General features: G+C 70.5%; 24 protein-coding genes. 12 read left to right on the top strand and 12 right to left on the bottom strand.

Features of this window, described 5'->3' with window-relative positions; translation table 11 throughout:
* Window positions 1–10: 10 nt before the first annotated feature.
* Window positions 11–499, bottom strand: a complete 489-nt coding sequence (locus ACFXK0_RS17875; RefSeq protein WP_379411484.1) for a GNAT family N-acetyltransferase — start codon at window positions 497–499, stop codon at window positions 11–13.
* 119 nt (window positions 500–618) lie between these two features.
* Between ACFXK0_RS17875 and ACFXK0_RS17870 the strand changes: the two genes are divergently transcribed.
* Both ACFXK0_RS17870 and ACFXK0_RS17865 read left to right on the top strand, forming a co-directional pair.
* A complete protein-coding gene (locus ACFXK0_RS17870; protein ID WP_379411483.1) occupies window positions 619–1,206 on the top strand; it encodes a DUF5134 domain-containing protein in 588 nt (195 codons plus the stop codon).
* Window positions 1,207–1,264: 58 nt separating this feature from the next.
* Entirely contained in the window at window positions 1,265–2,332 is a 1,068-nt protein-coding gene (locus tag ACFXK0_RS17865) for a hypothetical protein (protein WP_379411481.1), read from the top strand.
* On the opposite strand, the gene ACFXK0_RS17860 is transcribed toward ACFXK0_RS17865, so the two are convergent.
* From ACFXK0_RS17860 to ACFXK0_RS17850, 3 genes are all read right to left on the bottom strand, one after another.
* Entirely contained in the window at window positions 2,329–3,030 is a 702-nt protein-coding gene (locus ACFXK0_RS17860; protein WP_379411480.1) for a PhzF family phenazine biosynthesis protein, read from the bottom strand. The genes ACFXK0_RS17865 and ACFXK0_RS17860 overlap by 4 nt on opposite strands.
* Before the next feature lie 120 nt (window positions 3,031–3,150).
* Window positions 3,151–3,690 (bottom strand): carboxymuconolactone decarboxylase family protein, encoded by a 540-nt coding sequence (locus tag ACFXK0_RS17855; RefSeq protein WP_379411478.1) that lies wholly within the window; start codon window positions 3,688–3,690, stop codon window positions 3,151–3,153.
* A gap of 42 nt (window positions 3,691–3,732) precedes the next feature.
* On the bottom strand, window positions 3,733–4,320 hold the full coding sequence (locus ACFXK0_RS17850; RefSeq protein ID WP_379411476.1) for a peroxiredoxin: 588 nt from the start codon (window positions 4,318–4,320) through the stop codon (window positions 3,733–3,735).
* A 79-nt stretch (window positions 4,321–4,399) separates the two neighbouring features.
* Between ACFXK0_RS17850 and ACFXK0_RS17845 the strand changes: the two genes are divergently transcribed.
* From ACFXK0_RS17845 to ACFXK0_RS17835, 3 genes are all read left to right on the top strand, one after another.
* Window positions 4,400–5,308: a hydrogen peroxide-inducible genes activator gene (locus tag ACFXK0_RS17845; protein ID WP_379411475.1), complete on the top strand. Its 909-nt coding sequence runs from the start codon at window positions 4,400–4,402 to the stop codon at window positions 5,306–5,308.
* A 94-nt stretch (window positions 5,309–5,402) separates the two neighbouring features.
* A complete protein-coding gene (locus tag ACFXK0_RS17840; protein ID WP_379411474.1) occupies window positions 5,403–5,642 on the top strand; it encodes a hypothetical protein in 240 nt (79 codons plus the stop codon).
* A 67-nt stretch (window positions 5,643–5,709) separates the two neighbouring features.
* A complete protein-coding gene (locus tag ACFXK0_RS17835; protein ID WP_379411473.1) occupies window positions 5,710–6,363 on the top strand; it encodes a serine protease in 654 nt (217 codons plus the stop codon).
* A gap of 10 nt (window positions 6,364–6,373) precedes the next feature.
* Here the strand turns inward: ACFXK0_RS17835 and ACFXK0_RS17830 are convergent, their stop codons facing one another.
* Window positions 6,374–7,468 carry a helix-turn-helix transcriptional regulator gene (locus ACFXK0_RS17830; RefSeq protein ID WP_379411472.1) on the bottom strand — a complete coding sequence of 365 codons (1,095 nt, stop codon included), beginning with the start codon at window positions 7,466–7,468 and terminating at the stop codon, window positions 6,374–6,376.
* A 173-nt stretch (window positions 7,469–7,641) separates the two neighbouring features.
* Between ACFXK0_RS17830 and ACFXK0_RS17825 the strand changes: the two genes are divergently transcribed.
* From ACFXK0_RS17825 to ACFXK0_RS17815, 3 genes are read left to right on the top strand one after another with little or no spacing between them, the layout of a single operon-like run.
* On the top strand, window positions 7,642–8,226 hold the full coding sequence (locus ACFXK0_RS17825; RefSeq protein WP_379411470.1) for a biotin transporter BioY: 585 nt from the start codon (window positions 7,642–7,644) through the stop codon (window positions 8,224–8,226).
* A 27-nt stretch (window positions 8,227–8,253) separates the two neighbouring features.
* A complete protein-coding gene (locus tag ACFXK0_RS17820; RefSeq protein WP_379411469.1) occupies window positions 8,254–8,934 on the top strand; it encodes an energy-coupling factor ABC transporter ATP-binding protein in 681 nt (226 codons plus the stop codon).
* Window positions 8,931–9,533, top strand: coding sequence for an energy-coupling factor transporter transmembrane component T family protein (locus ACFXK0_RS17815; protein ID WP_379411467.1), 603 nt, complete (start codon window positions 8,931–8,933; stop codon window positions 9,531–9,533). Before ACFXK0_RS17820 ends, ACFXK0_RS17815 begins: the two co-directional genes overlap by 4 nt.
* Before the next feature lie 27 nt (window positions 9,534–9,560).
* Here ACFXK0_RS17815 and ACFXK0_RS17810 read toward each other — a convergent pair whose 3' ends face one another.
* From ACFXK0_RS17810 to ACFXK0_RS17790, 5 genes are all read right to left on the bottom strand, one after another.
* Entirely contained in the window at window positions 9,561–10,121 is a 561-nt protein-coding gene (locus ACFXK0_RS17810) for a hypothetical protein (RefSeq protein ID WP_379411466.1), read from the bottom strand.
* A 154-nt stretch (window positions 10,122–10,275) separates the two neighbouring features.
* A complete protein-coding gene (speD, locus tag ACFXK0_RS17805; protein ID WP_379411464.1) occupies window positions 10,276–11,478 on the bottom strand; it encodes an adenosylmethionine decarboxylase in 1,203 nt (400 codons plus the stop codon).
* A gap of 8 nt (window positions 11,479–11,486) precedes the next feature.
* Window positions 11,487–12,593, bottom strand: a complete 1,107-nt coding sequence (locus tag ACFXK0_RS17800) for a type III PLP-dependent enzyme (protein WP_379411463.1) — start codon at window positions 12,591–12,593, stop codon at window positions 11,487–11,489.
* A gap of 104 nt (window positions 12,594–12,697) precedes the next feature.
* Window positions 12,698–15,196 carry a DEAD/DEAH box helicase gene (locus ACFXK0_RS17795; RefSeq protein ID WP_379411461.1) on the bottom strand — a complete coding sequence of 833 codons (2,499 nt, stop codon included), beginning with the start codon at window positions 15,194–15,196 and terminating at the stop codon, window positions 12,698–12,700.
* 26 nt (window positions 15,197–15,222) lie between these two features.
* A complete protein-coding gene (locus ACFXK0_RS17790; RefSeq protein WP_379411460.1) occupies window positions 15,223–16,167 on the bottom strand; it encodes a proteasome assembly chaperone family protein in 945 nt (314 codons plus the stop codon).
* Window positions 16,168–16,362: 195 nt separating this feature from the next.
* Between ACFXK0_RS17790 and ACFXK0_RS17785 the strand changes: the two genes are divergently transcribed.
* Window positions 16,363–17,088 carry a sensor domain-containing protein gene (locus tag ACFXK0_RS17785; RefSeq protein WP_379411458.1) on the top strand — a complete coding sequence of 242 codons (726 nt, stop codon included), beginning with the start codon at window positions 16,363–16,365 and terminating at the stop codon, window positions 17,086–17,088.
* Window positions 17,089–17,237: 149 nt separating this feature from the next.
* Window positions 17,238–18,404 carry a DUF4192 domain-containing protein gene (locus ACFXK0_RS17780; RefSeq protein WP_379411457.1) on the top strand — a complete coding sequence of 389 codons (1,167 nt, stop codon included), beginning with the start codon at window positions 17,238–17,240 and terminating at the stop codon, window positions 18,402–18,404.
* Between the two features lie 13 nt (window positions 18,405–18,417).
* Here the strand turns inward: ACFXK0_RS17780 and galE are convergent, their stop codons facing one another.
* Entirely contained in the window at window positions 18,418–19,398 is a 981-nt protein-coding gene (galE, locus tag ACFXK0_RS17775) for a UDP-glucose 4-epimerase GalE (RefSeq protein WP_379411456.1), read from the bottom strand.
* Between the two features lie 3 nt (window positions 19,399–19,401).
* Window positions 19,402–20,088: an iron dependent repressor, metal binding and dimerization domain protein gene (locus ACFXK0_RS17770; protein ID WP_379411455.1), complete on the bottom strand. Its 687-nt coding sequence runs from the start codon at window positions 20,086–20,088 to the stop codon at window positions 19,402–19,404.
* Window positions 20,089–20,217: 129 nt separating this feature from the next.
* Between ACFXK0_RS17770 and ACFXK0_RS17765 the strand changes: the two genes are divergently transcribed.
* Together ACFXK0_RS17765 and ACFXK0_RS17760 are read left to right on the top strand one after the other, a co-directional pair.
* Window positions 20,218–21,459, top strand: coding sequence for an acetoin utilization protein AcuC (locus ACFXK0_RS17765; protein ID WP_379411453.1), 1,242 nt, complete (start codon window positions 20,218–20,220; stop codon window positions 21,457–21,459).
* Between the two features lie 94 nt (window positions 21,460–21,553).
* A complete protein-coding gene (locus tag ACFXK0_RS17760; protein WP_379411602.1) occupies window positions 21,554–24,196 on the top strand; it encodes a GNAT family N-acetyltransferase in 2,643 nt (880 codons plus the stop codon).
* Window positions 24,197–24,207 lie beyond the last annotated feature (11 nt).

The raw sequence follows: 24,207 nt of genomic DNA, 5'->3' as shown, positions 1-24,207 counted from the left end.
GCCCGACCCACTAGGTGAGCATCAGCGTGAAGAACCGGCTGTGCGGATCGAGAACGTACTCCGCGAACGGTCCGCATTCGGTGAAGCCATGGCGCCGATACAGCCGCCGCGCCGGGGCGAAGAACGCACTCGCGCCGGTCTCCAGGCTCAGCCGCCGATAGCCGCGCCGCCGGGCCTGCGCGATGAGGTGCGCGAGCACCGCGGCCCCCACGCCGCGGCCGGTGAATCCGTCGGCGGTGCGCATGGACTTGATCTCGCCGTGCGCCGGATCGAGGGTGCGCAGCGCGCCACAGCCGGCCAGGCGGGTGCCCGACCACGCGCCCCATACCGTCACCGCCGGATCCCGCAGGGCGGTCAGGTCGAGGGCGTGCATGCTGCAGGCGGGGGAGTTGCCCGCCATCTCGGCGCGATGCCGGGTCAGCAGCGCGGTGATCTCGGGGCCGGTCAGATCGTCGACGGTGATTCGCCAGTGCGTGGTCACGGGGCTGGGGTCGTTCATCGGTCCATGGTGACCCGGCGGAGCCGCCGGTGCGAGCCCGGTTTGCTGGGAAAACGGTGCAGCGGACGGCGGTGCGGTGCGAGCATGGTGGGCGGGTGCCGACTCGAAGGTGGTGGGGTGTGGCCGAATTCGTGCAGGACAACGGGGTGATGCGATGGTTGGTGGTGGTCGCGTTCGTGGTGGCGGCGCTCATCGTCGTCGGTCGGCTGACCCGGCCGCGGGCGGGTCAGCGCGTCGATGCCGCCGCCGACGGCGCGCATCTGCTGATGTGCCTGGTGATGCTGGCGATGCTGATCTTTCCCGTGGCCAGCGACCCGCACGCGATGCGCGGCATCCTCACCGCGCTGACCGTTGCGTTCGCGATGCTGTTCGGGGAGCGGCTGTTCCGCCTGCGCCGCGACCCGGCACCCGCGCCCGACGAGCTGCTCGCGCTCGGCTATCACACCGTCGCGGCGGCGGCCATGCTGTACGCGATGGGCGGGCACGGCACCGACCATGGTGCGGCGGCGCTGGGTTGGCCCGCGTTCGCGCTGGCCGCGCTGTTCGTCCTCGACGCGCTGCTGGTGCTCGGCACCGCCGGTCACCGGTCACGCCGGTGGCGCTGGGTACATCCGTCCGGCGGCCACCCGCTGACCTCGGCGCTGGTGCCGCATCTGGTGATGGATATCGGCACCGCGTTCATGCTGATCGCCGCGATCGGGCAGTGAATACCGATCCACAACCGCTCGGGCTGCGAATTGCCGTTGTGCGGACAGGAATTCGACGATGAATGGGCAGCGTGGTCCAGAAAAGGCGCGGAGCGGCACATCGCCGTCCGCGCCCGAAATCCTGTCCGGCGCCGAGGATCGCGAGGCGGTGCGCGAGCTCTACCGCACGACCGGTGCGGCCGCCTTCGGGCTCGCGCTGCGCGTGCTGCAGCGCCGCGGCCTGGCCGAAGACGTTGTCCGCGAGGGCTTCCGCCGCGTCCGCGCGACACCGTGGATCACCGCCGACGACCAGCCCGCCGACGACTTACCCGACCCGGCGGACGACACCCCCGCACCGGCACCGCCGCTGCCCGATCTCGGAACACCCTGGGGCCGTTCGGCATTCGTCGCCACCAAGACCGACACCCACGACCTCGACCCGATCGAGTACGACATCGCCTTCGGTCGCGGCGTCGTCTACGGTCGCGACGGCGATCGGCTCCCCGAGTACCCCGACCCGGACCACGGACTGTTCAGCGCCGAGCAGACCTGGCTGCTCGCCCAGGTCCACCGGCTCGCGGTGCAGCGGCTGCGCCTGAACCGCAACGACGGCGACGACATGCCGTGGCTGGCGGTCTCGGCCCGCCTCGGCTTCGACGACCCGCTCGACCGGCACTGCGAGGTGTTCGTGCTGGCCTACTACGGCGGCCGCACCTACCGGACGATCGGGCGCGACCTCGGTCTGCGCGTCCCGATGGTCACCCGGTTGCTCGCCGAGGGCATCGAACGGCTCGCCGAACAACGCCTGGCCCGCCCCGGCGCCCGGCCGCCCTGGTGCCCGCCGGGATCGGTGCTCACCCTCGCCGACGCCTACGCCCTCGATGCCGTCGCCGAGCTCGAACACCACCACATCGAGAACAAGCTCGCCGCCACCACCCCGCACAGCCTGTCGATCTTCGCCGCGCGGGTCAGGGGCGTGCACGAGGTGCTGGCCCGCCTGGCCGACGACGACCAGCGTCCGCCGCCGCGTCAGCTCGAGGCCAGGATCCTCGCCGACGTGGGCGCCGCGGAGGCACCGCAGCGCCGCGGCCACTGGACCTCCCGGCCACCCTGGCTGCGCCGCTTCGGCGGCACCCTCGGCGGCTAGAGCACCATCACGTGATCTTCGGACACCCGCCCGCCCAGCCGCACCCAGCCGTCGGAATCCCATTCGGTGTAGAGCTGTGAGCCCAGTCCCTGGGTCACCACCAGTCCGCGCCGCAGCCGGGCGGTGAGCGCGATGGCGGCCGCGCCGGTGGCCTCGTCTTCGGCGATGCCCATGTCGGGGGCGAACATCCGGGTGCGGATCGCCCCGCGCGGCTCGTCGGTCCAGACCCAGAAGTAGTGCTGGCCGTCGGCGAAGTCGCCGGGCCGCAGCAGGGCCAGTTCGTCGAGCGAATCCAGCTGGTGGAAGGTGAATTCCGGTGTCCACTCGGCGCGGGCGGTGACCCAGGTCAGGCCTTCGGTGCGGCTGACGGCGACCGGGCCTGCCGGCACCTGCAGGGTGTGCACCGACAGGCCCTGCTCGGCGAGCCACCACGCCGTGCCGACGGTGGGATGCCCGGCGAACGGCAATTCCCTGATGGGCGTGAAGATCCGGACCCGCGCGACCCCGTCGGCCGGGTCCTCGTAGACGGTGGTCTCGCTGTAGCCCAGCCGGGCGGCGAGCTCCTGGGGGTCCAGGGCTACGACGTCGCCGGCGCGGGCGATGCCCAGCGCGTTGCCGAGATGTCCGGCGGGATCGGTGAACACTCGCACGACCTCGACCTGGATGTCCGGGGCATCGGGCACATCATGTGCGTTCATGCGCGCGAGCCTACCGGCCGGGTCACGGGCGGTAGGCCAACCGCGACGGCGGTCGTGTCCGGGGCGAACGACCGCGGCCCCGCACCGGAATCCGGAGCGGGGCCGCGTGGAACGGGTGGATCAGACCGCGGCGTTCGCGAGCGCCTCGGTCGAGGCGACGGCCTGGCCGACACCGGCCACGATCGCCGCGGCGCGCAGCGACTCGAAGATCACCTCACGCGAGACACCGGCCTCGCGCAGGGTCTTCTCGTGCGCCTCCAGGCAGTGCGCGCAGCCGTTGATGGAGGACACCGCGAACGACCACAGCTCGAAATCGGCCTTGTCGACGCCCGGATTGCCGATGATGTTCATCCGCAGGCCCGCGCGCAGGTCGTCGTAGCGGCCGTCCAGGAACGCCTTGCCGCGGTAGAACACGTTGTTCATGCCCATGATCGACGCGGCGCCCAGCGCGGCCTCGTAGGCCTCGGCGGAGAGCACGTCGGCGGCTTCCTCGGCGACCTCGCGCAGCGTGGTGGCCGAGCGGGTGGCGGCGGCCGAGGCGAGCAGGGTGCCCCACAGCTGCTGCTCGTTGAGCACCGTGGTGCGCGCCAGCGAGGACAGATTGAGCTTGAGGTCCTTGGCGTACTCGGGGAGAGAGTTCTTGAGGTTCTCGATGCTCATGGCAGTGGGGCTCCTAAGGGTGAATCGGTGGGGAAGGCTGGATCAGACGCTGGCAGAGAGCAGTTCGCCGGCGTTGATCGTCGGATCGCCCTTCTTCCAGTTGCAGGCGCACAGCTCGTCGGACTGCAGGGCGTCGAGCACGCGCAGCACCTCGTCGACGTTGCGGCCGACCGAACCGGCGGTCACCGAGACGAACTGGACCTCGTTGTTCGGGTCGACGATGAAGGTCGCGCGATCGGCGACACCGTCGGCGTTGAGCACGCCGGTCGCGGTGGCGAGCTCACGCTTGAGGTCGGACAGGATCGGGAAGGGGAGGGTCTTGAGATCCTCGTGCTGGGCGCGCCACTGGAAGTGCACGAACTCGTTGTCGACCGACGCGCCGAGGACCTGCGCGTCGCGGTCGGCGAACTCGTCGTTCAGCTTGCCGAACGCGGCGATCTCGGTCGGGCACACGAAGGTGAAGTCCTTGGGCCAGAAGAACACGATGCGCCACTTGCCCGCGTGGTCGTCGCTGGTGATCTGGGTGAAGTAATCGTCGGGCTGCTGCGCGTCGACCTTCGACAGGTCACCTCCGATGACGGCCTGGAGGTTGTATGCCGGGAACTGGTCGCCGATGGTCAGCAGAGCCATGCTCATCTCCTCATTCGTGGTGTGGTGTTGCCAGCCTACTAAAAGGTATATCCGATTGCTCCGTCGTACACTGATAGGCGTGACTGATCAGACTTATCAGCCAACCCTCTCGCAGCTGCGTGCGTTCGTGGCCGTCGCCGAATATCGGCATTTCGGCACCGCCGCAGCGCGTTTGAATGTGAGCCAACCCACGTTATCGCAGGCCCTGGCATCGCTGGAAAACGGGCTCGGGCTCCAGTTGATCGAGCGCAGCACCCGCCGCGTGCTCGTCACCGCGGCGGGCATGCGGTTGCTGCCGCAGGCGAGCGCGACCCTCGAGGCCGCCGACCGATTCGTCGCCTCGGCGTCCGGGGACGGGCTCGGCGGGGTGCTGCGGCTGGGCATCATCCCGACCGTCGCGCCGTACGTGCTGCCCGAGCTGCTGCCCGAGCTGCGGCGCAAACTGCCGAACCTGGTGCCGCAGGTGGTCGAGGACCAGACCGCCCGCCTGCTCGACGGCCTGCGCACCGGCGTGCTCGACGTCGCGCTGCTCGCGCTGCCCAGCGAAGCGCCCGGGCTGGTGGAGATCCCGCTGTACACCGAGGAGTTCGTACTGGTCACCCCGCGCGGTCACGAACTGGCAGGCCGCACCGACCTGGCCGCCCCGGTGCTGGCCGAGATGCCGCTGCTGCTGCTCGACGAGGGCCACTGCCTGCGGGATCAGACCCTGGAGCTGTGCCGCAACGCCGAGGTGCATCCCGGCGCGGTCGGCGACACCCGCGCCGCCTCGCTGACCACGGTGGTGCAGTGCGTGGCCGGTGGACTCGGGGTGACCCTCATCCCCGAGATGGCCGTGGCGGCGGAGACCGCGCGCGCGACCCTCGATGTCGCCCGCTTCGCCGCCCCCGCGCCGGGACGCACGATCGGCCTGGCGTTCCGGGCGTCCTCGGCCCGCGCCGACGACTACGAGTACCTCGCCGCGGTGATCAGATCCAAGCGGCCGTTCTGATCTGATCTCATCTGTTCGAGCGACGCGCTGGTTCGCGATCGGTGCTGTTCTGTATTAGGTGACGAACCCGCCACCACAGTTCTAAGGAATGGCAATGATCAACAACAAGATTCGCTCCACCATCGCGGTGTTTGCTTGTGCGCCGTTGATCGCTCTCGGTGCCGGCGTAGCCGGTGCAGCACCTGCGGCGGACCCTGCCGTCCCCGTCGCACCGGTGCCCGTAGAAGTGCAGCCCGTCGTGCTGTCGCCGTTCATCACGATTCCGGGCGCGCTGCTGACCTGCGTCCCGATTCTCGTGACCCTGCCGATTCTGTACCCGCTGTGCGTGGTCTGACCCACGCATGACAGAGAACAGGAATGACCGAGGCACTCCCGCACCCCGGTGCGAGAGTGCCCCGATTATGTCTGTGCGAAGTTGGTGGATCATCGCCGCCGCGCTGGTCCTGGCCTGGGCGGGCGTCGGGACCGCGAGCGCGCAGGCTCCGGTGCCCCTCGGTGGTGGTTCCGGGATCGTCTTCGACGACGGCTCCACCTGCACCCTCACCACCATCGGCTACGACGGGGCCGGACAGCTCGTCGGATTCACCGCGGGACACTGCGCGGTCGCCGGCGCTGGAGTGTCCGCGGAAGCCGACCAGGCGGTGGGCACAGTCGGCACGGTGTCTTTCGTCAACAACGACCTCGACTACCTGCTCATCGTCTTCGACGCGGGCCTGGTGAACCCGATCAACCACGTCGGTTCCACCACCATCACCGGTGTGGGGCTGCCCGCGCAGTTCCCCGCGATCGCCTGTAAGGAGGGACGCACGACCGGTCAGACCTGTGGTCTGGTCTACGGCGACGTGTTCGGCGGCGCGACCTGGACGCTGAGCCAGATCTGCGTGATCGTCGGCGACTCCGGCGGCCCGATCGTCGTCGGTACGACGCTGGTGGCCATCGTCAACGGTTATATCGGGGTGCCCTGTCTGGGACCGCAGGTCGGTGCCAACTTCACCCGGATCCTCGACGACGTGTCCGCGCGCGGCGGTCCCGGCGTCGGCTTCCACCCGATCTGACCCCGGCCCGTCATTGCGCGGAGATCGCGCTGGTCAGCAGCAACCGGACCAATTCGGCCTGACGGTGGGTTCTGGTCTTGGCGAAGATGTGCTGCAGATGCGTGCGCGCGGTGAACAGCGAGACCGAGAGCTGATCGGCGACGGCCGGTAATCCGTCACCGCGCAGCACTCCCATCGCGACCATCGTCTCGGCGTCGGTGAGCCCGTAGAGATCGTGCAGGGCGGTCGGCTCCGGTTGCGGGTCGTGTTCGGGATCGACCACCAGCAACAACACTGCCCGTTCCCACGGACCGCCCTTGCTGATGCCGTCGAGCGGGGTGACCCGCACGATCAGCGGCCGTCCCCCTGACGGACGCGGCAACGCGATGTTGCCGCTGCTGCGCTCGGGGCCCGCCGCCTGGCGGATCAGCGCGCACAGTGGGGCGGGCGCGCTCGACAGCGAGGCCCGCAATCGGCCGCTCGCGTCGACGGTGATGCCGTCGGCCTGCCGGGTGATCTGCTCGGCCATGGCGTTGGCGAACACCATCGCCGAGTCGCCGGTGACGATCATGATCCCGTATTTGGCCTTCTCCAGCGTGGCCAGCGCGAAGGCACGGTCGCGCGACAGCTCGACCAGTTTGGAATGGGTGCGCAGGGCGCCGCACAGGTGCGGTACCAGCACCCCGAGCAGGGTGCGCGCCGCCGAGTCGCCGGTGATCGCGCGGTGATCACGCATGGTCAGGCACAGCCAGGACGCGGGCACCTCCTCGGTCAGGCGCGCCACGAAACAGTTCGCCGTCGCGACCGGGTGCCGTCCGGGTGCCGCCATGCCCTTGTCCTGGGGCGTCAGCAGGTCGTCGCCGGTCACCGTGGCGCCCGCGGGCAGCGCGTTGACCCGCTCGGTGAGGGTGCTGAGCTGCACGGCGTTGCCGCCGGGTTTCTCCAGGTGGCCCGCGGAAATCACCGACACCTGACCGGTGGCGGGCTCGGCGATGACGAGCAGCGTTTGTACCGCGCCGAAGGTGTCGGTGATCTCGTGGACCACGCTGTTCCAGCGGCCGGGATCGTCGCCCGCGGTGTAGATCGCCGCGATCAGTTTCGAAAATCGTTGTAGCGCAATCGACATGATGGCCCTTCCTCGGCCACGAGATGCGTCCGGCGATGCCGTCGTGCGGTGACCGCCATCCGAGTTGCTCCAACCCCCGAAGCTTAGTCGATCTTCGCCCACCGCGACATCCTCCCCGGGCTGCTGGCCTGCTATTTTGAACGTCGTTCAATTCTGTTGTGAAGGATGTCGCCGTGTCCGAAGTCGAGAATGCCCCGAAGTCCGCGGTCGGATTCACCGCACGGGACATGGCCCAGATCGCGGTATTCGCCGCCCTCATCGCGGCCATGGGGCTGCCGGGGGCGATCACCGTCGGTTTCAGCGGCGTACCGATCACGTTGCAGACCCTCGGGGTGATTCTCACCGGCGCCGTCCTCGGGGCGCGCAAGGGCACCGCCGCGGTCGTGGTGTTCATCGCGCTGACGATGATCGGCCTGCCGCTGCTCTCCGGTGGCCGCACCGGGCTGACCGCGCTGGCCTCGCCGACCGCCGGTTACCTGATCGGCTGGATCCCCGCGACGCTGCTGATCGGCTGGCTGACCGGCCTGATCCTGCCGAAGTATCCGCTCGTGCTCGGCCTGCTGATCAACGCGCTGGGCGGCATCGTGGTCATCTACCTGTTCGGGACCGCCGGCCTGCTGGTGCGCACCGACCTCGGGGTGTGGGCGGCGGTGTCGACCAACTTCGCCTTCATCCCCGGTGACCTGGCCAAAGTCGTGATCGCCACCGTCGTGGCCAAGGGCGTGCACCGGGCCTACCCGGGGCTGATCCGTGGCTGAGCGCCCGCACGGGCTGGGTTCGGCGTCGTGAGCGAGATCGTCGTCGACGGTGTCGGGCACCGCTTCGGTGAGCGGGTGGTGCTGCGCGAGGTCGACCTGCGGATCACCGAACGCCGGGTCGGCCTGATCGGCGCCAACGGATCCGGCAAATCCACGCTGGCCCGCATGCTCAACGGTCTGCTCGCGCCGACCTCGGGCACGGTGACCGTCGACGGGATCGATGCCGCGCGCAAGGGCGCGCAGGTGCGGCGCAAGGTCGGCTTCGTGTTCACCGACCCCGACACCCAGATCGTGATGCCGACCGTCGGCGAGGACCTGGCCTTCTCGCTGCGCCGCAGCGGGCTGGCCAAGGCCGAGATCGCGGCCAGGGTGGCGCGGATGCTGGAGCGTTTCGGGCTGGCCGGGCACGCCGATCATCCCGCGCACCTGCTCTCGGGCGGGCAGAAGCAACTGCTGGCGATCGGTTCCGCGCTGATCCGCGAGCCCGAGGTGCTCATCGCCGACGAACCGACCACCCTGCTCGATCTGCGCAACGCGCGCCGGGTCTCGGAGGCGCTGAACTCCCTGGACCAGCAGGTGATCGTGGTGACCCACCAGCTCGCGCTGCTCGACGGCTTCGACCGCGTCATCGTGCTCGACGACGGCGCGGTCGCCTTCGACGGCACCCCCGTCGACGCGGTGGACGCCTACCGCCTGCTCGTCGGATGATCGGGCTCTACCAGCCCGGTGACTCGCTGCTGCACCGGCTGCCCGCCGGGGTCAAGCTCTGGGGGCTGGTCCTCGCGATCGTCGCCATGACGGTGTTCGTGCGCGATCTGCCCGGCGTCGCGGCGGTCGTGCTCGCGGTGGCCGGTCTGTTCGCGCTCGCGCGGATCTCCTGGCGGGTGGCGCTGGCCCAGGTGCGGCCGGTGCTGTGGATGACGGTGATCATCGGGGTGTTCCAGCTGCTCACCACCTCGCCCACCCGCGCCGTGGCGGTGTGCGCGGTGCTGCTCGTCTCGGTCGCGCTCGCGGCCCTGGTCACCGTGACGACCCGGGTCACCGACCTGCTCGACGTCCTCGTCCGGGCCCTGCGGCCGCTGCGCCGCGCCGGGGTGGATCCGGAGCGGGCCGCGCTGCTGCTGGCCCTGGCCATCCGCTGCGTGCCGCTGCTGGCCCAGATCGTCCACGAGGTCGCCGAGGCGCGCCGGGCGCGCGGGTTGAGCTGGTCGGCGACGGCCCTGGTCACCCCGGTGCTGGTCCGGGCGCTGCGGACCGCCGACGCGATGGGCGAGGCGCTGGCCGCGCGCGGCGTCGACGACGACTGACGCCGCTCGCGCGGCGAGGCCGCGTGGTCAGGCCGGACCGTCGAACGGGACCGAGGCGTCGAGCGCGAACCAGCCCATCGGAACGCGCTTGGTCCCGGTCAGGAAGTAACTCGGACCGAGCCACAGATCCGGTTCGATCTCGCGCAGTTCGTCGTAGATCCGGCGGGCGGGACGGCGGGATCCCACGCGCGGGTCGTCGTAGTCGAACAGCACCGCCGCCCGGCCGTCGAGCACCGAATCACCCACCGTGGCCACGAAATTCAGCGCCCGCACACCGCCGAGCAGGCGGAAGACATTGTGCCCCACCGCGGTGCCGTCGCCGAGATGCCGCAGCGATTTCGCCACCCAGAAATACGCCGGGCGGGCCATCAGCGGGCCCAGCACGCGCTCGGCGGCGCCGGGGAACGACCGCATCGACACATCGCCGGCCAGCCGCGCGAAGTCGGCCGCCGAGGTCGCGGGGGCCCGGTCGAACCGCGCGCGGAACGTCGCGAGTCCCGCCGTGGACAGCCCGTCCAGGCGGGGACGGTGATCGGACGGGCGGCGCACCGGCATCAGGCCGGCGGCGGACAACGGTGTCGGTGTCATGGGGACGACTCGTTTCTCCTCGAAGCTGTGCACTTCGCATGGTGCCAACATTCGTGCCCGCCGGCACCGGATTCGAGCTCGCGGGCGGTCCCCGGTGACGACGCAGGCGGTGACCCGGACTGTCCGGATCACCGCCTACGGTGTCGTCGTGCGCTCAGCGACGCAGGGCGTACGGCTCGATCGCGCCGCGCTCCAGTGCCCGCGCGTCGATGGTCTCGGCACGGTAGGGGAGCAGGGCCAGACGGTCGGTCATGCCGCGCACCGGGTCCTCGATCTTCTCGTTCAGGCCGAACAGGAAGGTCCACTCGTGCTCGTCGCTGCCGTAGGGAACCACGGTGGCGAACTGCTCGTGGAAACGGCCCCACGAACGCTTCAGAGTCTCGTTGCGCCACATGGTCGCGCAGCCTGCCTGGGCCGACAGCACACCGCCGGGGGCCAGCAGCGCCTTACATCGGGACAGGAACTCCGCTTCGTAGAGGCGGTTGTGCTGGGCGTCCTCGACCCGCTCGTCGGGCAGATCGATGACGATCACGTCGTAGCGGGTGCCTGCCTGCTGCGCGTTGGCCAGGAAGTCCCAGCCGTCGGCATAGTGCACATGCACCGGGCCCTCACCCGCGACCGCGGCGGCCAGTTCCCCGGGGGTGTAGCCGTAGGGCAGGTGCCGCGCGCACAGTTCGACCTCGCGCTGGTCGATGTCGACATGGTCGACCAGGCTCGCCCCGGCCGCCACCGACATCTGCGAGGCCACGCCCTCACCGGACCCGATGATCAGCACCCGGTCCAGCTTCTCGGCCAGCACGAACGCCGGGACCATCATGGCCTCGTGGTAGGTGACCTGAGAGAACTCGGTGGACTGGCGGTCGTCGTCGGAGAACAGCGAGATGCCCTGATCGGTGCGCGCGATCACCATGTGCTGGAACGGGGTGTTCGTGTCCACGATCACCTCGTGCAGATCCCAGATCCGGGTCAGGCCGTCGCCCACCGGTTCGAAGATCTTCTCGGCGCCGTGGCCACGCTGGACGACCTTCATCTGCACGCGCGCCGGAGACAGCTTGTCCCGCAGCATGTCCACGGCTTTCGTGGCGCCTGCGCCGATGCTGCCGCAGGTGAAGACGTCGACGAAGATGTCGCCGGACTCCGGATAGGTGTGAATCGAGGCGTGGGACTCCGACAACAGGGCGAGGACGGTCACCCCCTGCGGATCGAACTTTTTGTGAACGACATCGCAGATGGTGACGCCCGCCGCGATCAGAGACTCACGCAACGCCGATTCGAGTCGTTCGAGATCGTCACACAGGTCTGTGTCGACACCACCGAACTCGGCCAGCACGTGCCAGCCGGTGAATTCCGCCGTCATGGGCAAACTCACTCTCGCTCAGCGCCCGAGACATGAACGGTCAAGGGCGGAAAACCATTGAAGGACACCGACGAATAACTCGCGGTATAGGCGCCGGTGTCGAGGATCTGGATCTGATCACCGGCTCGCAACGTGGTCGGCAGAAGGACCTTCGTGCGTTGATACAGTACATCGTCGCCGTCGCAGGTCGGACCCGCGACCACCGCCGCCGAGACCGGATCGCCGTCGCGATCGGTGACGAAACGATAGGCGATGTACTCGTTCTCCGTCTCGGCCATACCGTTGTATCGGCCGATGTCGAGATACACCCAGCGCCGCCCGTCCGGCGCGAATCGCACGCCGACGACCTCGGCGTGAATCGTGCCCGCGTCGCCCACCAGCGCCCGGCCGGGTTCGACGATCAGGGCGGTGTTCGCGGGCAGGAACTGCGCGGCGGCCGCGCTCATCGCCGCCGTGATCGCGGGCAGCTCCGGCGCCGCGTCGGCATACGAGATCGGCAGTCCGCCACCGACATTCACCGCCGGAACGGTGATGCCCTTGTCCGCCAGCGCGGCCACGATCTGCCCCGCCTGCTCGATGCCGATCCGCCAGGCGGCCGGATCGAGCTGCTGGGAGCCGACATGGAAGTACGGGCCGCCGACGGTCAGGCCGAGATCGCGGGCGCGCACCAGCAGGCGCAGCGCCTCGGCGGGCGCGCAGCCGAACTTGGTGCCGAACGGGGTGCGCGACTGCGGTGCCGAGGACAGGAACCGGCACTCGACCTCCGCGCCGGGGGCGTGCTCGGCGATGCGGGCGAGATCGTCCTCGGTGTCGAAGGCGTAGCGGCGCACGCCCAGGGCGAAGGCGCGCGCGATGTGGGCGCTCTTCTTGATCGGATTGCCGTAGCACAGCGTCGCCGGGTCGATCCCCAGGCGCAGGCACTGGTCGATCTCGCCGATGCTGGCGACGTCGAACTCCGCGCCCTCGGCCGCGAGCAGGAGGAGGATCTCGTCGACCGGCGCCGCCTTCACCGCGTACCTGATCCGGGTGCCCGGTGCCGCCAGCGCGGCGTCGAGGGCTCGGTAGTTGGCACGTACCCGTTCGGGGTAGATGACAAGGTACGGGGATTCGGGCATAGTCGAACTTTCGGTCGGCGGCCGGGAGAGAGTATCAGCGGCGCCTACCCAAAAACGAATCCGTCAAACACTCGCTCTCCGGGCCCATGCGGATCCGGTATGACTCAGCCCGCCGCCACTGTGACCTCGTCGAACACGACCTCGCCCGCGGCATCGGACTCCTCGAGATCCACGATCGCCGTCAGCGCCCAGCCGTGATCGCCGGCCGGGTCGTCGAGCACCTGGCGCACATGCCAGAACCCGGTCCGCTTCTCCACCTGGAACAGCTGCGGCCCGCGCGCGTCCGGGCCCGTGCCGAGCGTCTCGTACTCGTCGAAGTAGGCGGCGAGGTCCCCGGCCCAGTCGGTGCCGGGGCTGAGCTCGTCGAGGTCGTACCAGCGGCGCCGGGCGGCCAGTTCCACCCGGCGGAACATCGCGTTGCGCACCATCACCCGGAACGCGCGTTCGTTGGCGGTGATCGGGCGCACCGATTCGGCGCCGAAGGCGACCTGTTCGGCGTCGGTCTCCGCGCCCGGGTTGGTGAGCTGCTCCCACTCGTCGAGCAGGCTCGAATCCACCTGGCGGATCAACTCACCGAGCCACTCCACCAGGTCGTCGAGCTCCTCGGTGCGGGCGGCGTCGGGCACCGTGCGCCGCAGTGCGCGATAGGCGTCGGCGAGATAGCGCAGCACCACGCCCTCGGAGCGGGCCAGCTCGTAGAACGAGATCAGCTCGGCGAAGGTCATCGCGCGTTCGATCATGTCGCGCACCACCGACTTCGGCGACGGCGCGAACTCCGAGACCCACGGATGCCCGGCACGGTAGGTCTCGAAGGCGGGCTCGATCAGCTCGGCGAGCGGCTTGGGCCAGGTGACCTCCTCGAGCAGCTCCATCCGCTCCTCGTATTCGATGCCGTCGGCCTTCATCTCCGCGACCGCGGCGCCACGCGCCTTGTGCTGCTGGGCCATCAGCAACTGCCGCGGGTCCTCGAGGGTCGCCTCGATCAGCGACACCACATCGAGTGTGTAGGTGGAGCTTTCGCGATCGAGCAGCTCGAAGGCGGCCAGCGCGAACGGCGACAGCGGCTGATCGAGCGCGAAATCGCGTTGCAGGTCGACGGTGAGCCGGGCCATCCGGCCCTGCGCGTCGGGCTCGGTGAGCTGTTGCACCACACCGGCATCGCGCAACGCGCGATAGAGCCGGACCGCGCGCAGGATGTGCCTGCGCTGGGCCGGGCGCGGCTCGTGATTGTCCTCGAGCAGATGGCGCATGGCCTCGAAGCAGTTGCCAGGGCGGGCGATCACATTGAGCAGCAGCGAGTTCGTCACCGCGAACCGCGAGACCATCGGTTCGGGCTGCGCACCGACCAGCCGGTCGAAGGTCTCCTCGCTCCAGGACACGAAACCCTCGGGCGGCTTGCGGCGCTGGACTTTCCGCTGCTTCTTCGGATCGTCGCCTGCCTTGGCGAGCAGGCGCGCGTTCTCCACCTCGTGCTCGGGCGCCTGCACCACGACCGTGCCCATGGTGTCGAAACCGGCCCGGCCCGCGCGCCCGGCGATCTGATGGAACTCGCGCGCCTTGAGCCGGCGGGTACGCACACCGTCGTACTTGGTGAGCCCGGTCAGCAGGACGGTGCGGATCGGGACATTGATGCCGACGCCGAGGGTGTCGGTGCCGCACACCACCTTCAGCAGCCCGTCCTGGGCGAGCTTCTCCACCAGCCTGCGGTATTTGGGCAGCATGCCCGCGTGGTGCACGCCGATGCCGTGCCGGATCAGCCGCGAGAGCGTCTTGCCGAAACCGGCGGCGAAGCGGAACTCGCCGATGGCGGCGGCGATGGCGTCCTTCTCGGCCCGGGAGGCGAAGTTCACGCTGGTCAGCGCCTGGGCGCGTTCCAGGGCGGCGGCCTGGGTGAAGTGCACGACATAGACCGGAGCCTGATGGGTGGTGACCAGCTCTTCGAGGGTTTCGGTGATCGGGGTGCGCACGTAGGAGTACGTGAGCGGGACCGGGCGTTCGGTGCCGGCGACGACGGTGGTGGCGCGGCCGGTGCGGCGCTCGAGATCGGTGGCGAAGAAGTCGACCTCGCCCAGGGTGGCCGACATCAGCAGGAACTGCGCACGCGGCAGCTCGATGATCGGCACCTGCCAGGCCCAGCCACGATCGGGATCGGCGTAGAAGTGGAACTCGTCCATCACCACCTGGCCGACCTCGGCGGCCGCGCCCTCGCGCAGCGCCAGATTGGCCAGGATCTCCGCGGTCGCGCAGATGATCGGGGCGTCGGCGTTGACCGCGGCGTCGCCGGTCACCATGCCGACGTTCTCGGCGCCGAACACCTCACACAGCGCGAAGAACTTCTCGCTGACCAGCGCCTTGATCGGCGCGGTGTAGTAGCTGCGCTGCCCGTTGGTCATGGCGAACAGGTGCGCGCCGACCGCGACGAGCGATTTGCCCGACCCGGTCGGCGTGGCCAGGATGACATTGGATCCCGAGGCCAGCTCCATGAGCGCCTCGTCCTGCGCCGGATACAGGGGCGTGCCCTGCTCGGCGGCCCACACGGCGAACGACTCGTAGAGCGCGTCGGCGTCGGTCCCGGGAATGTCGAGCAGGTCGGTCAGATCCACTCCGACCACCCTAGTGGGTCGGCCGGTCAGTCCTTGCCGTCGGCGGTGGTGTCGCCGTAACCGCCCTGTTCGGCCAGGAAACGTTCGAACTCGGCGCCGAGTTCGTCACCGCTGGGCAGTTCACCGTCGCCGGCCAGCAGGCTGGACTGGCCTTCCTGGGCGGTGACGAAGCTGTCGTACTGGCGTTCCAGCGCCGTGACGACCGTCTCCACCTCCTCGTTGCCCGCGATGTGCTCGGCGACCTGCTCACGCACCCGCGCCGCGGCCTCGCCCAGCGCCGCCAGCGGCAGCTCCAGGCCCGCGTTGTCGGCGACGTTCTCGAGCAGGGTCTGCGCGGCCTCGGGGTAATCGGTCTGGGCCAGATAGTGCGGCACGTGCACCGAGAACCCGACCGACTCGTGCCCGTGCTGGGCCATCCGGTACTCCAGCAGCGAGGACGCGCTGCCGGGAACCTGCAGCTCACCGGGCCAGCGCTGGTGCTCGCCGATCAGCGAACGGTCCGAGGAATGCGCGGTGACCCCCAGTGGACGGGTGTGCGGGATGGCCATCGGGATCGCGGACAGCCCGATCATCCGGCGCACGCCGAGCTGTTCGGCCAGCAACCGCACCGCGGTGGTGAACTTCTCCCAGCGCAGATCCGGCTCCAGGCCCGAGAGCAGCAGGAAGGGCGTGCCCGCGGTGTCGCGCAGCGCCCACAGGTTCAGTTCCGGCTCGGCGTAGTCGGCGAAATGATCGGTCTTGAACGTCATCAGCGGGCGGCGCGACCGGTAGTCGAGCAGCTCGTCCACGTCGAAGGAGGCGACGAGCTCGGATTCGAGGCTCTCCCGCAGGTGGGTGGTCGCCAGCCGGACGGCGTGACCGGCATCGGTGAAGCCCTCCAGGCCGTGCACCAGCACGGGACCCGCGCCGTCTTCCGAGGACAGCTGCGGCGCCGGGAACTCCAGCTCGTACATGTGCGACTGGTCATCCATCGCGGTTCTCCTTCCTGCGCGGTCCACCATCGCTCGCGGCGGGGGAGGCCTTCTCCATTGTCCCCCATACGAGCACTCGCCTCGCACACGGCCGGAGGACGGCTCGTCTCCGACACACAACAGCCCGCCTGGCCGCGGCATTCCCCCGGCGTGGCGGCCGTGGCGGGATCCGCGCGGTGGGGCACAGTGGACGCTGTGAACGTGGCGGAAACGACATCGGCCCGCAACGTCCGGGTGGCGCGCGCGGCGGCCGCGTGTGCGCTGGTCGGCGCGGTCGCGGTGCTGTCCGGGTGCGGGCAGCGCGTCGACGGGACGCCGGTCGCCGAGAGCGCGATGGCCGTTCAGCACGTGGATGGCGCGCTCGCCGACCTGCTGCCTGCGCCGGGGCAGTTCCCGGCCCGCTACCCGGCGGTGATCCTGCCGCCTGCGGCGGCCGAGGCGGCCGCGGGCGATCTCGACGGGATCGGCGCCGGTGCGACGGTGCGGCCGATCGGCTGTACGCCGCCCGAGCCGGAACCGGGCGCCGAACCGGCCGCGGTGGCCGTCGGCACCGACGACGCCACCCGGACCTCGTTGACCGTCGAACTCGCGCGCACCGGGGAGTCGATGGCGCGGCTGCGGGATCGGCTCGGCGGGTGCGAGCGGATTCAGGTCAGCCGGGCGGGGGCGGAATCGGTGGTCACCACCACGGTCGGCGCCACGGCGCCCGCTGGTGGCGCCGACGACGCAGTATCGTTGCGGCGCACCGTCGTTCCCGAGGTGGGCGGCGCGGAGCTGACGCAGACGATGCAGACCTCGGTCGGGCAGGTCGGTGATGTGCGAATCACGGTGACCTCCATGACTTTCGGCGCCGCCGCGCCCGACATCGCGGCCGTCGACGAGCTTTTCGCCACCACCGTGCGAGCGGTCCGCGGGACCTGATCCGGGCGCTACCACACCGGTCCGACAGATTCGGGCGGGGACAGGTGCCCGGAGCGGGCGTGCTCCACAGGCGGGCCGCTATCCACAGGGCGGGCAAAAGCCCAGGTCGCGTTCTCGGCGCCGGCGGCGGTCGGGGGCACCGTGGAGCCATGACCTCCTCGACGAACTCACCCCGCCGGGCCAAGCGCACCGGCCCCTTCCCCCGGGCGCTCACCTGCGCCGAATCCACCCCCGCCTACCCCGGCGAATTCCCGCAGCGGCTGTTGCGGGTCGCCGAACCCGGCGAACTGATCGCCGCGCTACCCGCCATGCTGGGCTTCGTTCCCGAGCGCTCCCTCGTCGTCGCGGTGCTGCACGGCCCCGGCCAGGTGGGCGGCGCGGCGATCGAAGCGATCGTCCGGTTCGATCTGGACGGGGTGAGCGCGGCCGGAGGCGTCGAGCAGTTCACCGACTGTGTAAGCGCGGTGTTCGCCCGGGAACAGGGCACCGGAGTGCTCGCGATCGTCGTCGATGACCGGTTGTCCTCGTCGGGGGCGCCGCTGCGGCGCACCGCCACCCTGCTCGACGCGCTCGGTGCCGAGGGGATCGCGGTGCGCGGGGCCTGGTCGGTACCCGTCATCGCGGCGGGCCGGCGGTACCGGAATCTGTTCGACCCGGCCGGCAGCGGACGGGTCGGCGATCCGAGCGCGTCGATGATCGCGGTGTCCCACGTGTTCGACGGCAGGCAGATTCGCGGCTCACGCAGCGAATTGACGGCCTTGGTGGCCGCCGACGAGCTGTTGTGCGCGCGAGTGCGCGCGCGGATCGGTCCCGAGGTGGTCCGCTACCGCGACCGGCTCGACCTCGCGCGGCGGGCGGGTCAGGAGACCGCGTACCAGCGCCGGGCGCTGGAATGGGTGCTCTGGCAGATCGCCGACGCGGCCTCCGGGGCGCCGCGCGCGGAACGCGAATTCGCCCAGCTGGCGGCCACCCTGCGCGACCGCGCGATCCGCGACGCGATGTACGGGCTGGCCCTCGGCGACCACGCCGAGGCCGCCGAACAGCTGTGGGCCCAGCTGGCCAGGGCCACGCCCGGGACCGATCGGGCCGAGGCCGCCGCGCTGCTGGGATTCAGCGCCTATCTGCGGGGCGACGGGCCGTTCGCGGGCGTCGCGCTGACCGCTGCGGTGGAGGCCGACGCGACCCACCCCATGGCGGTGCTGCTGGAGACCTCGCTGCAGAGCGGGCTGCGGCCGGAACGGTTGCGCAAACTCGCCTACTGCGGGCACCAGATCGCCGCCGACCTCGGCGTCGACATCGGCCCGATCGGCGACTGACCGGCGGGTGCGCTCAGCGGGCGCTGTGCGCGGCGTCACCGAGCGAACGCAGGAATTCCCACGCGTCGGCGACGATCTCGTCGAGGTCGTTGTGCTCGGGCCGCCAGCCCAGCTCGGCCACGGCCCGCGCGCTGGAGGCGATCAATACGGCCGGATCGCCCGCGCGGCGCGGTGCGTCGATCGCCTCGATCGGCAGCCCGGTCACCCGCTCGCACGCCGAGATCACTTCGCGCACCGAGAATCCCGTGCCCGAGCCCAGGTTGAGGATGCGATGACTGCCCGGCTGCGAGGAACTCAGCGCCAGCAGATGCGCCTGCGCCAGATCGCGGATGTGGATGTAGTCACGCACACAGGTGCCGTCGGCGGTCGGCCAGTCGGTGCCGTAGACGGAGATGGCCTTGCGGTGGCCCAGCGCCACCTGCAACACGAGGGGGATGAGATGCGTTTCCACGACCCGGTTCTCACCGAGCCCGCCATAGGCGCCGGCGACATTGAAGTAGCGCAGGCTGGTCGCGGCCAGCCCGTGCGCCACCGCGTAGGAGGTGATGGCGTGATCGATCGCGAGCTTGCTGGCGCCGTACGGGTTGGTCGGGCGAGTGGGGGCGGTCTCGGTGATCGGCACCTGCTCGGGCTCGCCGTAGACGGCGGCCGTGGAGGAGAACACCAGTCGCGGCGTACCGGTTTCGCGGATCGCCTCGAGCAGTGTCAGCGTCTTCACGACATTGCCGTGCCAGTACTTCTCCGGCTTCTCCACCGACTCACCGACCAGCGACTGCGCCGCGAAATGCAGGACACCGTCGAAGGATTCGGCCCGCAACAACTCCGGCGCCGCGACCGCGATGTCACCGTCGACGAAGCGCGCTCCCGCGGGGACACCGGCGGCGTTACCGGTCGACAGGTCGTCGACGACCACCACCTCGTTGCCCTGTTCGAGCAGCACCGCGGCGCAGACGCCGCCCACGTAGCCGGCTCCGCCGGTGACCAGGAGTTTCACGTATCAGACCAGCCTCACCTGGATGGCGTGCGCCATCTCCTCGGACAGTTCGAACCCGGTGTGCCCGGGCACCGTGATCAGCACCGCACCGGGCTTGGTCTCCACCGTGACGCGCGCGTCGGGCACCACACCGGCCTCACGCAGCCGGCCGATGACCTCCGGGTCGGTCTGGATGTGCTCGGCGAGCCTGCGAACGACCACCGCGTGCAGCGTGCCGTTGGGCAGATCGGAGAGCCGGACCAGGGTCTCCTCGGCGGCGGGGGTATCGCCGAGGCCCAGTTCGTCGAGGCCGGGAATGGGGTTACCGTAGGGCGAGGTGGTCGGGTGGTTGAGCACCTCGATCAGGCGCCGCTCCACCTCCTCGCTCATCACGTGCTCCCACCGGCACGCCTCGGCGTGGACGTTCTCCCACTCGAGTCCGATGATGTCGACCAGCAACCGCTCGGCGAGCCGGTGCTTGCGCATCACCGCCACCGCCATGGAACGGCCCTTGTCGGTCAGCTCGAGGTGGCGGTCGCCCGCGACGAGCAGCAGTCCGTCGCGCTCCATCCGCGCGACCGTCTGGCTCACCGTCGGACCACTCTGCTCGAGGCGTTCGGCGATGCGCGCGCGCAGCGGCACGACGCCCTCTTCCTCGAGGTCGTAGATGGTACGGAGATACATCTCCGTGGTGTCGACCAGATCCTTCACCTGTTACCCCTTCGTCGGCACGAATTCTACCCACGCGCGAACGCCTGTCCGCCCGCCGGACCGGCGGCCCTATTTCTACTGCATGTCAACGCCGCACGGGGCCCGCTGCTTCCAGCTAGCGTGGCGGGCATGGTCACATCGCCGCGCAGTGTCGACCCCGGCACCGTCGTCTGGACCGAGCGATTCCTCGGTTACACCTGGACTCCGGAGCACCCGATGAAACCGGCGCGCTTGCAGTTCACCATGTCGCTGGCCGAAAGTCTGGGCCTGCTCGACGGTGTCGAGCTGCTGGCTCCCGGCGCGGCGACGCGCGAGGACCTGCTGCGCGTACACAGCAGTTCATACATCGACGCCGTGCGGCGGGCCGGAGCGGGTCCGCCCGCACCGGAGGACAGCGCCTACGGGCTGGGCACAGCGGACAATCCGATCTTCCCGCACATGCACGAGGCGGCGTCGGTGATCGTCGGCGGCACGCTGGCCGCGGCCGCCGAGATCGCGGCGGGTCGCACGCGGCGCGCGGTGAGTATCGGTGGCGGAATGCACCACGCCATGCCGAGTTCGGCGGCCGGCTTCTGCGTCTACAACGACGCCGCCATCGCCATCTCGTGGTTGCTCGAGCACGGTTTCGACCGCATCGCCTACCTGGATGTCGATGTCCACCACGGTGACGGCGTGCAGCACGCCTTCTACGCCGATCCACGGGTGCTCACGGTCTCGCTGCACCAGCATCCGGCGACGCTGTGGCCCAACACCGGCTGGCCGGAGGAGACCGGGATCGGGGTGGCCGAGGGCACCTCGATCAACCTGCCCCTGCTGCCCGGGACGCGAGATACCCAGTGGCTGCGCGGTTTCCACGCGGTGGTGCCGGGCGCGGTCGAGGCGTTCCGGCCGCAGATCATCGTCAGCCAGTGCGGGGTGGACACCCATCGCGAGGATCCGCTCGCCGATCTGGAACTCACCGTCGACGGGCAGCGCGCGGCGTTCCTGGCCATGCGCGATCTCGCCGACCGCCACGCCGAGGGCCGGTGGCTGGCGCTCGGCGGCGGCGGATACGGGGTGGTGCGGGTGGTTCCGCGCGCCTGGACCCATCTGCTCGCCGCCGCCCTGGACCGCCCGCTGGCGCCCGAGACGCCGGTACCCGCCGAGTGGCTCGACCAGGTGCGGGCAGCGGCACCGCGCGTGCAGCCCTCGGCCACCATGAGTGACGGCGGCGACACCGGCTACCGGCCGTGGGACGGTCCCGGCGGCACCCCGGAGATCGGCGACGCGGATCAGATCCGGGCCCAGCGCGCTGTCGACACCGCCATCACCGCCACCCGGCGCGCGAGCTTCGGCCTGCTCGGCCTCGACCCGGAGGATCCCCGTGACTGAGCCACTGCTACCCGACACACCCGACACCCCGGCGAATCCGCCTGCGCCACCGCAACAATGGTTCGGCGACGTGCTGGCCGCCGACGGCGGTGTAATGCGGATCCGCCCGATCGTGCCCGCCGATGCCGAGGCGCTGGCCACCTTCCACACCGGCCTGTCCGACCGCACCCGCTATCTGCGCTATTTCGGTCCGTACCCGCGGATCTCGCCCAAGGACATGTACCGGACCACCCACGTGGACTACCACGACCGGGTCGGGCTGGTGGCGGTGCTGGGTGAGGCGATCATCGGCGTGGCCCGCTACGAACTGCTCGACCGGCCGGGCCCGCGCGCGGCGGAGGTGGCCTTCGTCGTCGCCGACGAGCACCAGGGCCGTGGCCTCGGCTCGATCCTGCTCGAACACCTCGCCGGCGCGGCGGCCGAGAACGACGTGGCCGCTTTCGTCGCCGAGGTGCTGGCCGAGAACGCGGGCATGATCACCGTCTTCCGCGAGGCGGGCTACCAGTTGCAGCGCAGTCGCGACGGCGCCGAGGTGCATCTGGAATTCGCCATCGATCCCACCGAAGCGCTGCGCACCGTCCGGGATGCGCGCGAGGCGGCCTCCGAGGCGCGCAGCGTCGGCAACCTGCTCACGCCCGGTTCGGTCGCGGTGATCGGCGCCTCGCCCGACCCGGCCAGGGTCGGCGGCGCCGTGCTGGCCAACCTGCTCGCCGGTGGTTTCAGCGGTCCGGTGTTCCCGGTGAACCCGAACCGGCAGTCGGTCCGTGGCGTGCGGGCCTACCCGACCGTGCGCGATATCCCCGACGAGGTGGATCTGGCGGTGGTCGCGGTGCCGCCCGCGGCGATCGGCGCGGTACTCGACGACTGCATGGCCAAGGGCGTCAAGGGCCTGGTCGTGCTGACCGCGGGTTTCGGCGAAACCGGCGCCGACGGCCTGGCCGCCGAACACGACCTGGTCGCGGCCGCGCGCGGACACGGCATGCGGGTGGTCGGGCCCAGCGCGCTGGGTATCGCCAACACCGACCCGGCCGTCGGGCTCAACGCCACCCTCGCGCCGGTCCTGCCCGAGCGCGGGCGGATCGGGTTCTTCTGCCAGTCCGGCCCGCTCGGCGCGGCCATCCTGGGGGAGGCGGCGGCCCGCAATCTGGGCCTGTCGACCTTCGTCTCGGCCGGTAACCGTGCCGACGTCTCCGGCAACGACCTGCTGCAGTACTGGGACACCGCCGCCGATACCGAGGTGATCCTGCTCTACCTGGAGAGCTTCGGTAATCCGCGCAAGTTTTCCCGGCTGGCGCGGCGGGTGGCGCGCGGTAAGCCGATCGTGGCCGTGAGCAGTGGGCGGCTCGCGGCGGGCGCCGACATGGATCGCACCGTGGTGCGCGACCTGTTCGCCCAGGCCGGGATCATCCAGGTCGACTCCATCTCCGAACTGTTCGACTGTGCCGCGCTGCTGGCCTGTCAGCCGCTGCCGCGCGGATCGCGGGTGGCGGTGGTCGGCAACAGCGCCGCGCTGAACTGGCTGGCCATCGACGCCGCGCACAGCGAGGGCCTGCGCGTGCACCGGCCGGTGACCAGTGTGGACCGCGGACCGGGGGCGCGGCCCACCGAACGCGACACGCATGCCTCGCCGGTGGGTGGTCCGGTCGACCTGGGCCCCGAGGCGACCCCGGCCGACTACCGCGAGGCGGTGCTGGCCGCGCTGCGCAGCGACGAGGTCGACGCCGTGATCGTGGTGGTCATCCCGCCGGTACCGGTGGCGATGAGCGGTTTCGCCGATGCCCTGCGCGCGGCCACCGCCGCGACGGGTCACGACAAGCCGGTGCTGACGACCTTCGTCGCCGAATCGGGTGTCCCACGGCTGCTCGCGGTCCGTACGACCGGGGCGGCACCCGCGCGCGGGTCCATCCCGTCCTATCCCGATCCGGAACGCGCGGCCAGAGCCCTGGCCAGGGTCCAGCGCTACGCGCGCTGGCGGGACCGGCCCGTCTCCCCGGTGATGCGGCCCCCTGGCATCGCCACAGCGGCCGCGGCAGCGCTGGTCGAGGGGTGGCTGGCCGAATCGGGTGGGCGCTGGCTCAGCGACGACGAGGCGGTTCGGCTACTGCGCTGCTACGGCATCGAGGTGGTCGCGTTCCGGGCGGTGCGCAGCGCCGGCGAGGCGGTCGCGGCGGCGGCCGAACTCGGCTACCCGGTCGCGGCGAAGGCGACCGGGGAACTGTGGCGGCGCCGCCCCGACCTGCTCGGCGTGCGGCTGGACCTGTGGGGGCCCGAGGCGGTCCGGCAGGCCTACACCGACCTGGTGGAGATCTGCGGCGATCCCCTGCTGCACGTGCAGCAGATGGCCACCAAGGGCGTGGGCTGTGTGCTGCGGGTCACCGACGATCCGTCGTTCGGTTCGGTGATCGAGTTCGGGCTGTCCGGGATGATCATCGACCTGCTCGGCGACCGCGCCTACCGGGCGCTGCCGCTGACCGCCGCGGAGGCCGCCGCCCTGATCGAGGCGCCCCGCGCCGCGCCGCTGCTCTCCGGTGGCCCGGCGGGCCCGGCGGTCGACAAGGCCGCCCTGGCCGAGCTGGCCCAGCGCATCTCGGCACTGTTCGACGACATCCCGCAGATCCGGGAGATGTCCTGCGATCCGGTGCTGGCCGCGCCCGCCTCGGCGGAGATCATCTACGCCCGCGTGCGGATCGGTCCGCAACCGAGCCGTTTCGATGCCGGTCCACGCAGGCTGGCCTGAGAGACGGCAAC

Origin of the sequence: Nocardia sp. NPDC059177, from assembly GCF_042755165.1 — a bacterium.
Lineage (GTDB): Bacteria > Actinomycetota > Actinomycetes > Mycobacteriales > Mycobacteriaceae > Nocardia.
The sequence above is the reverse complement of the archived record's forward strand: the minus strand, read 5'-3'. Positions and strand labels throughout refer to the sequence as shown.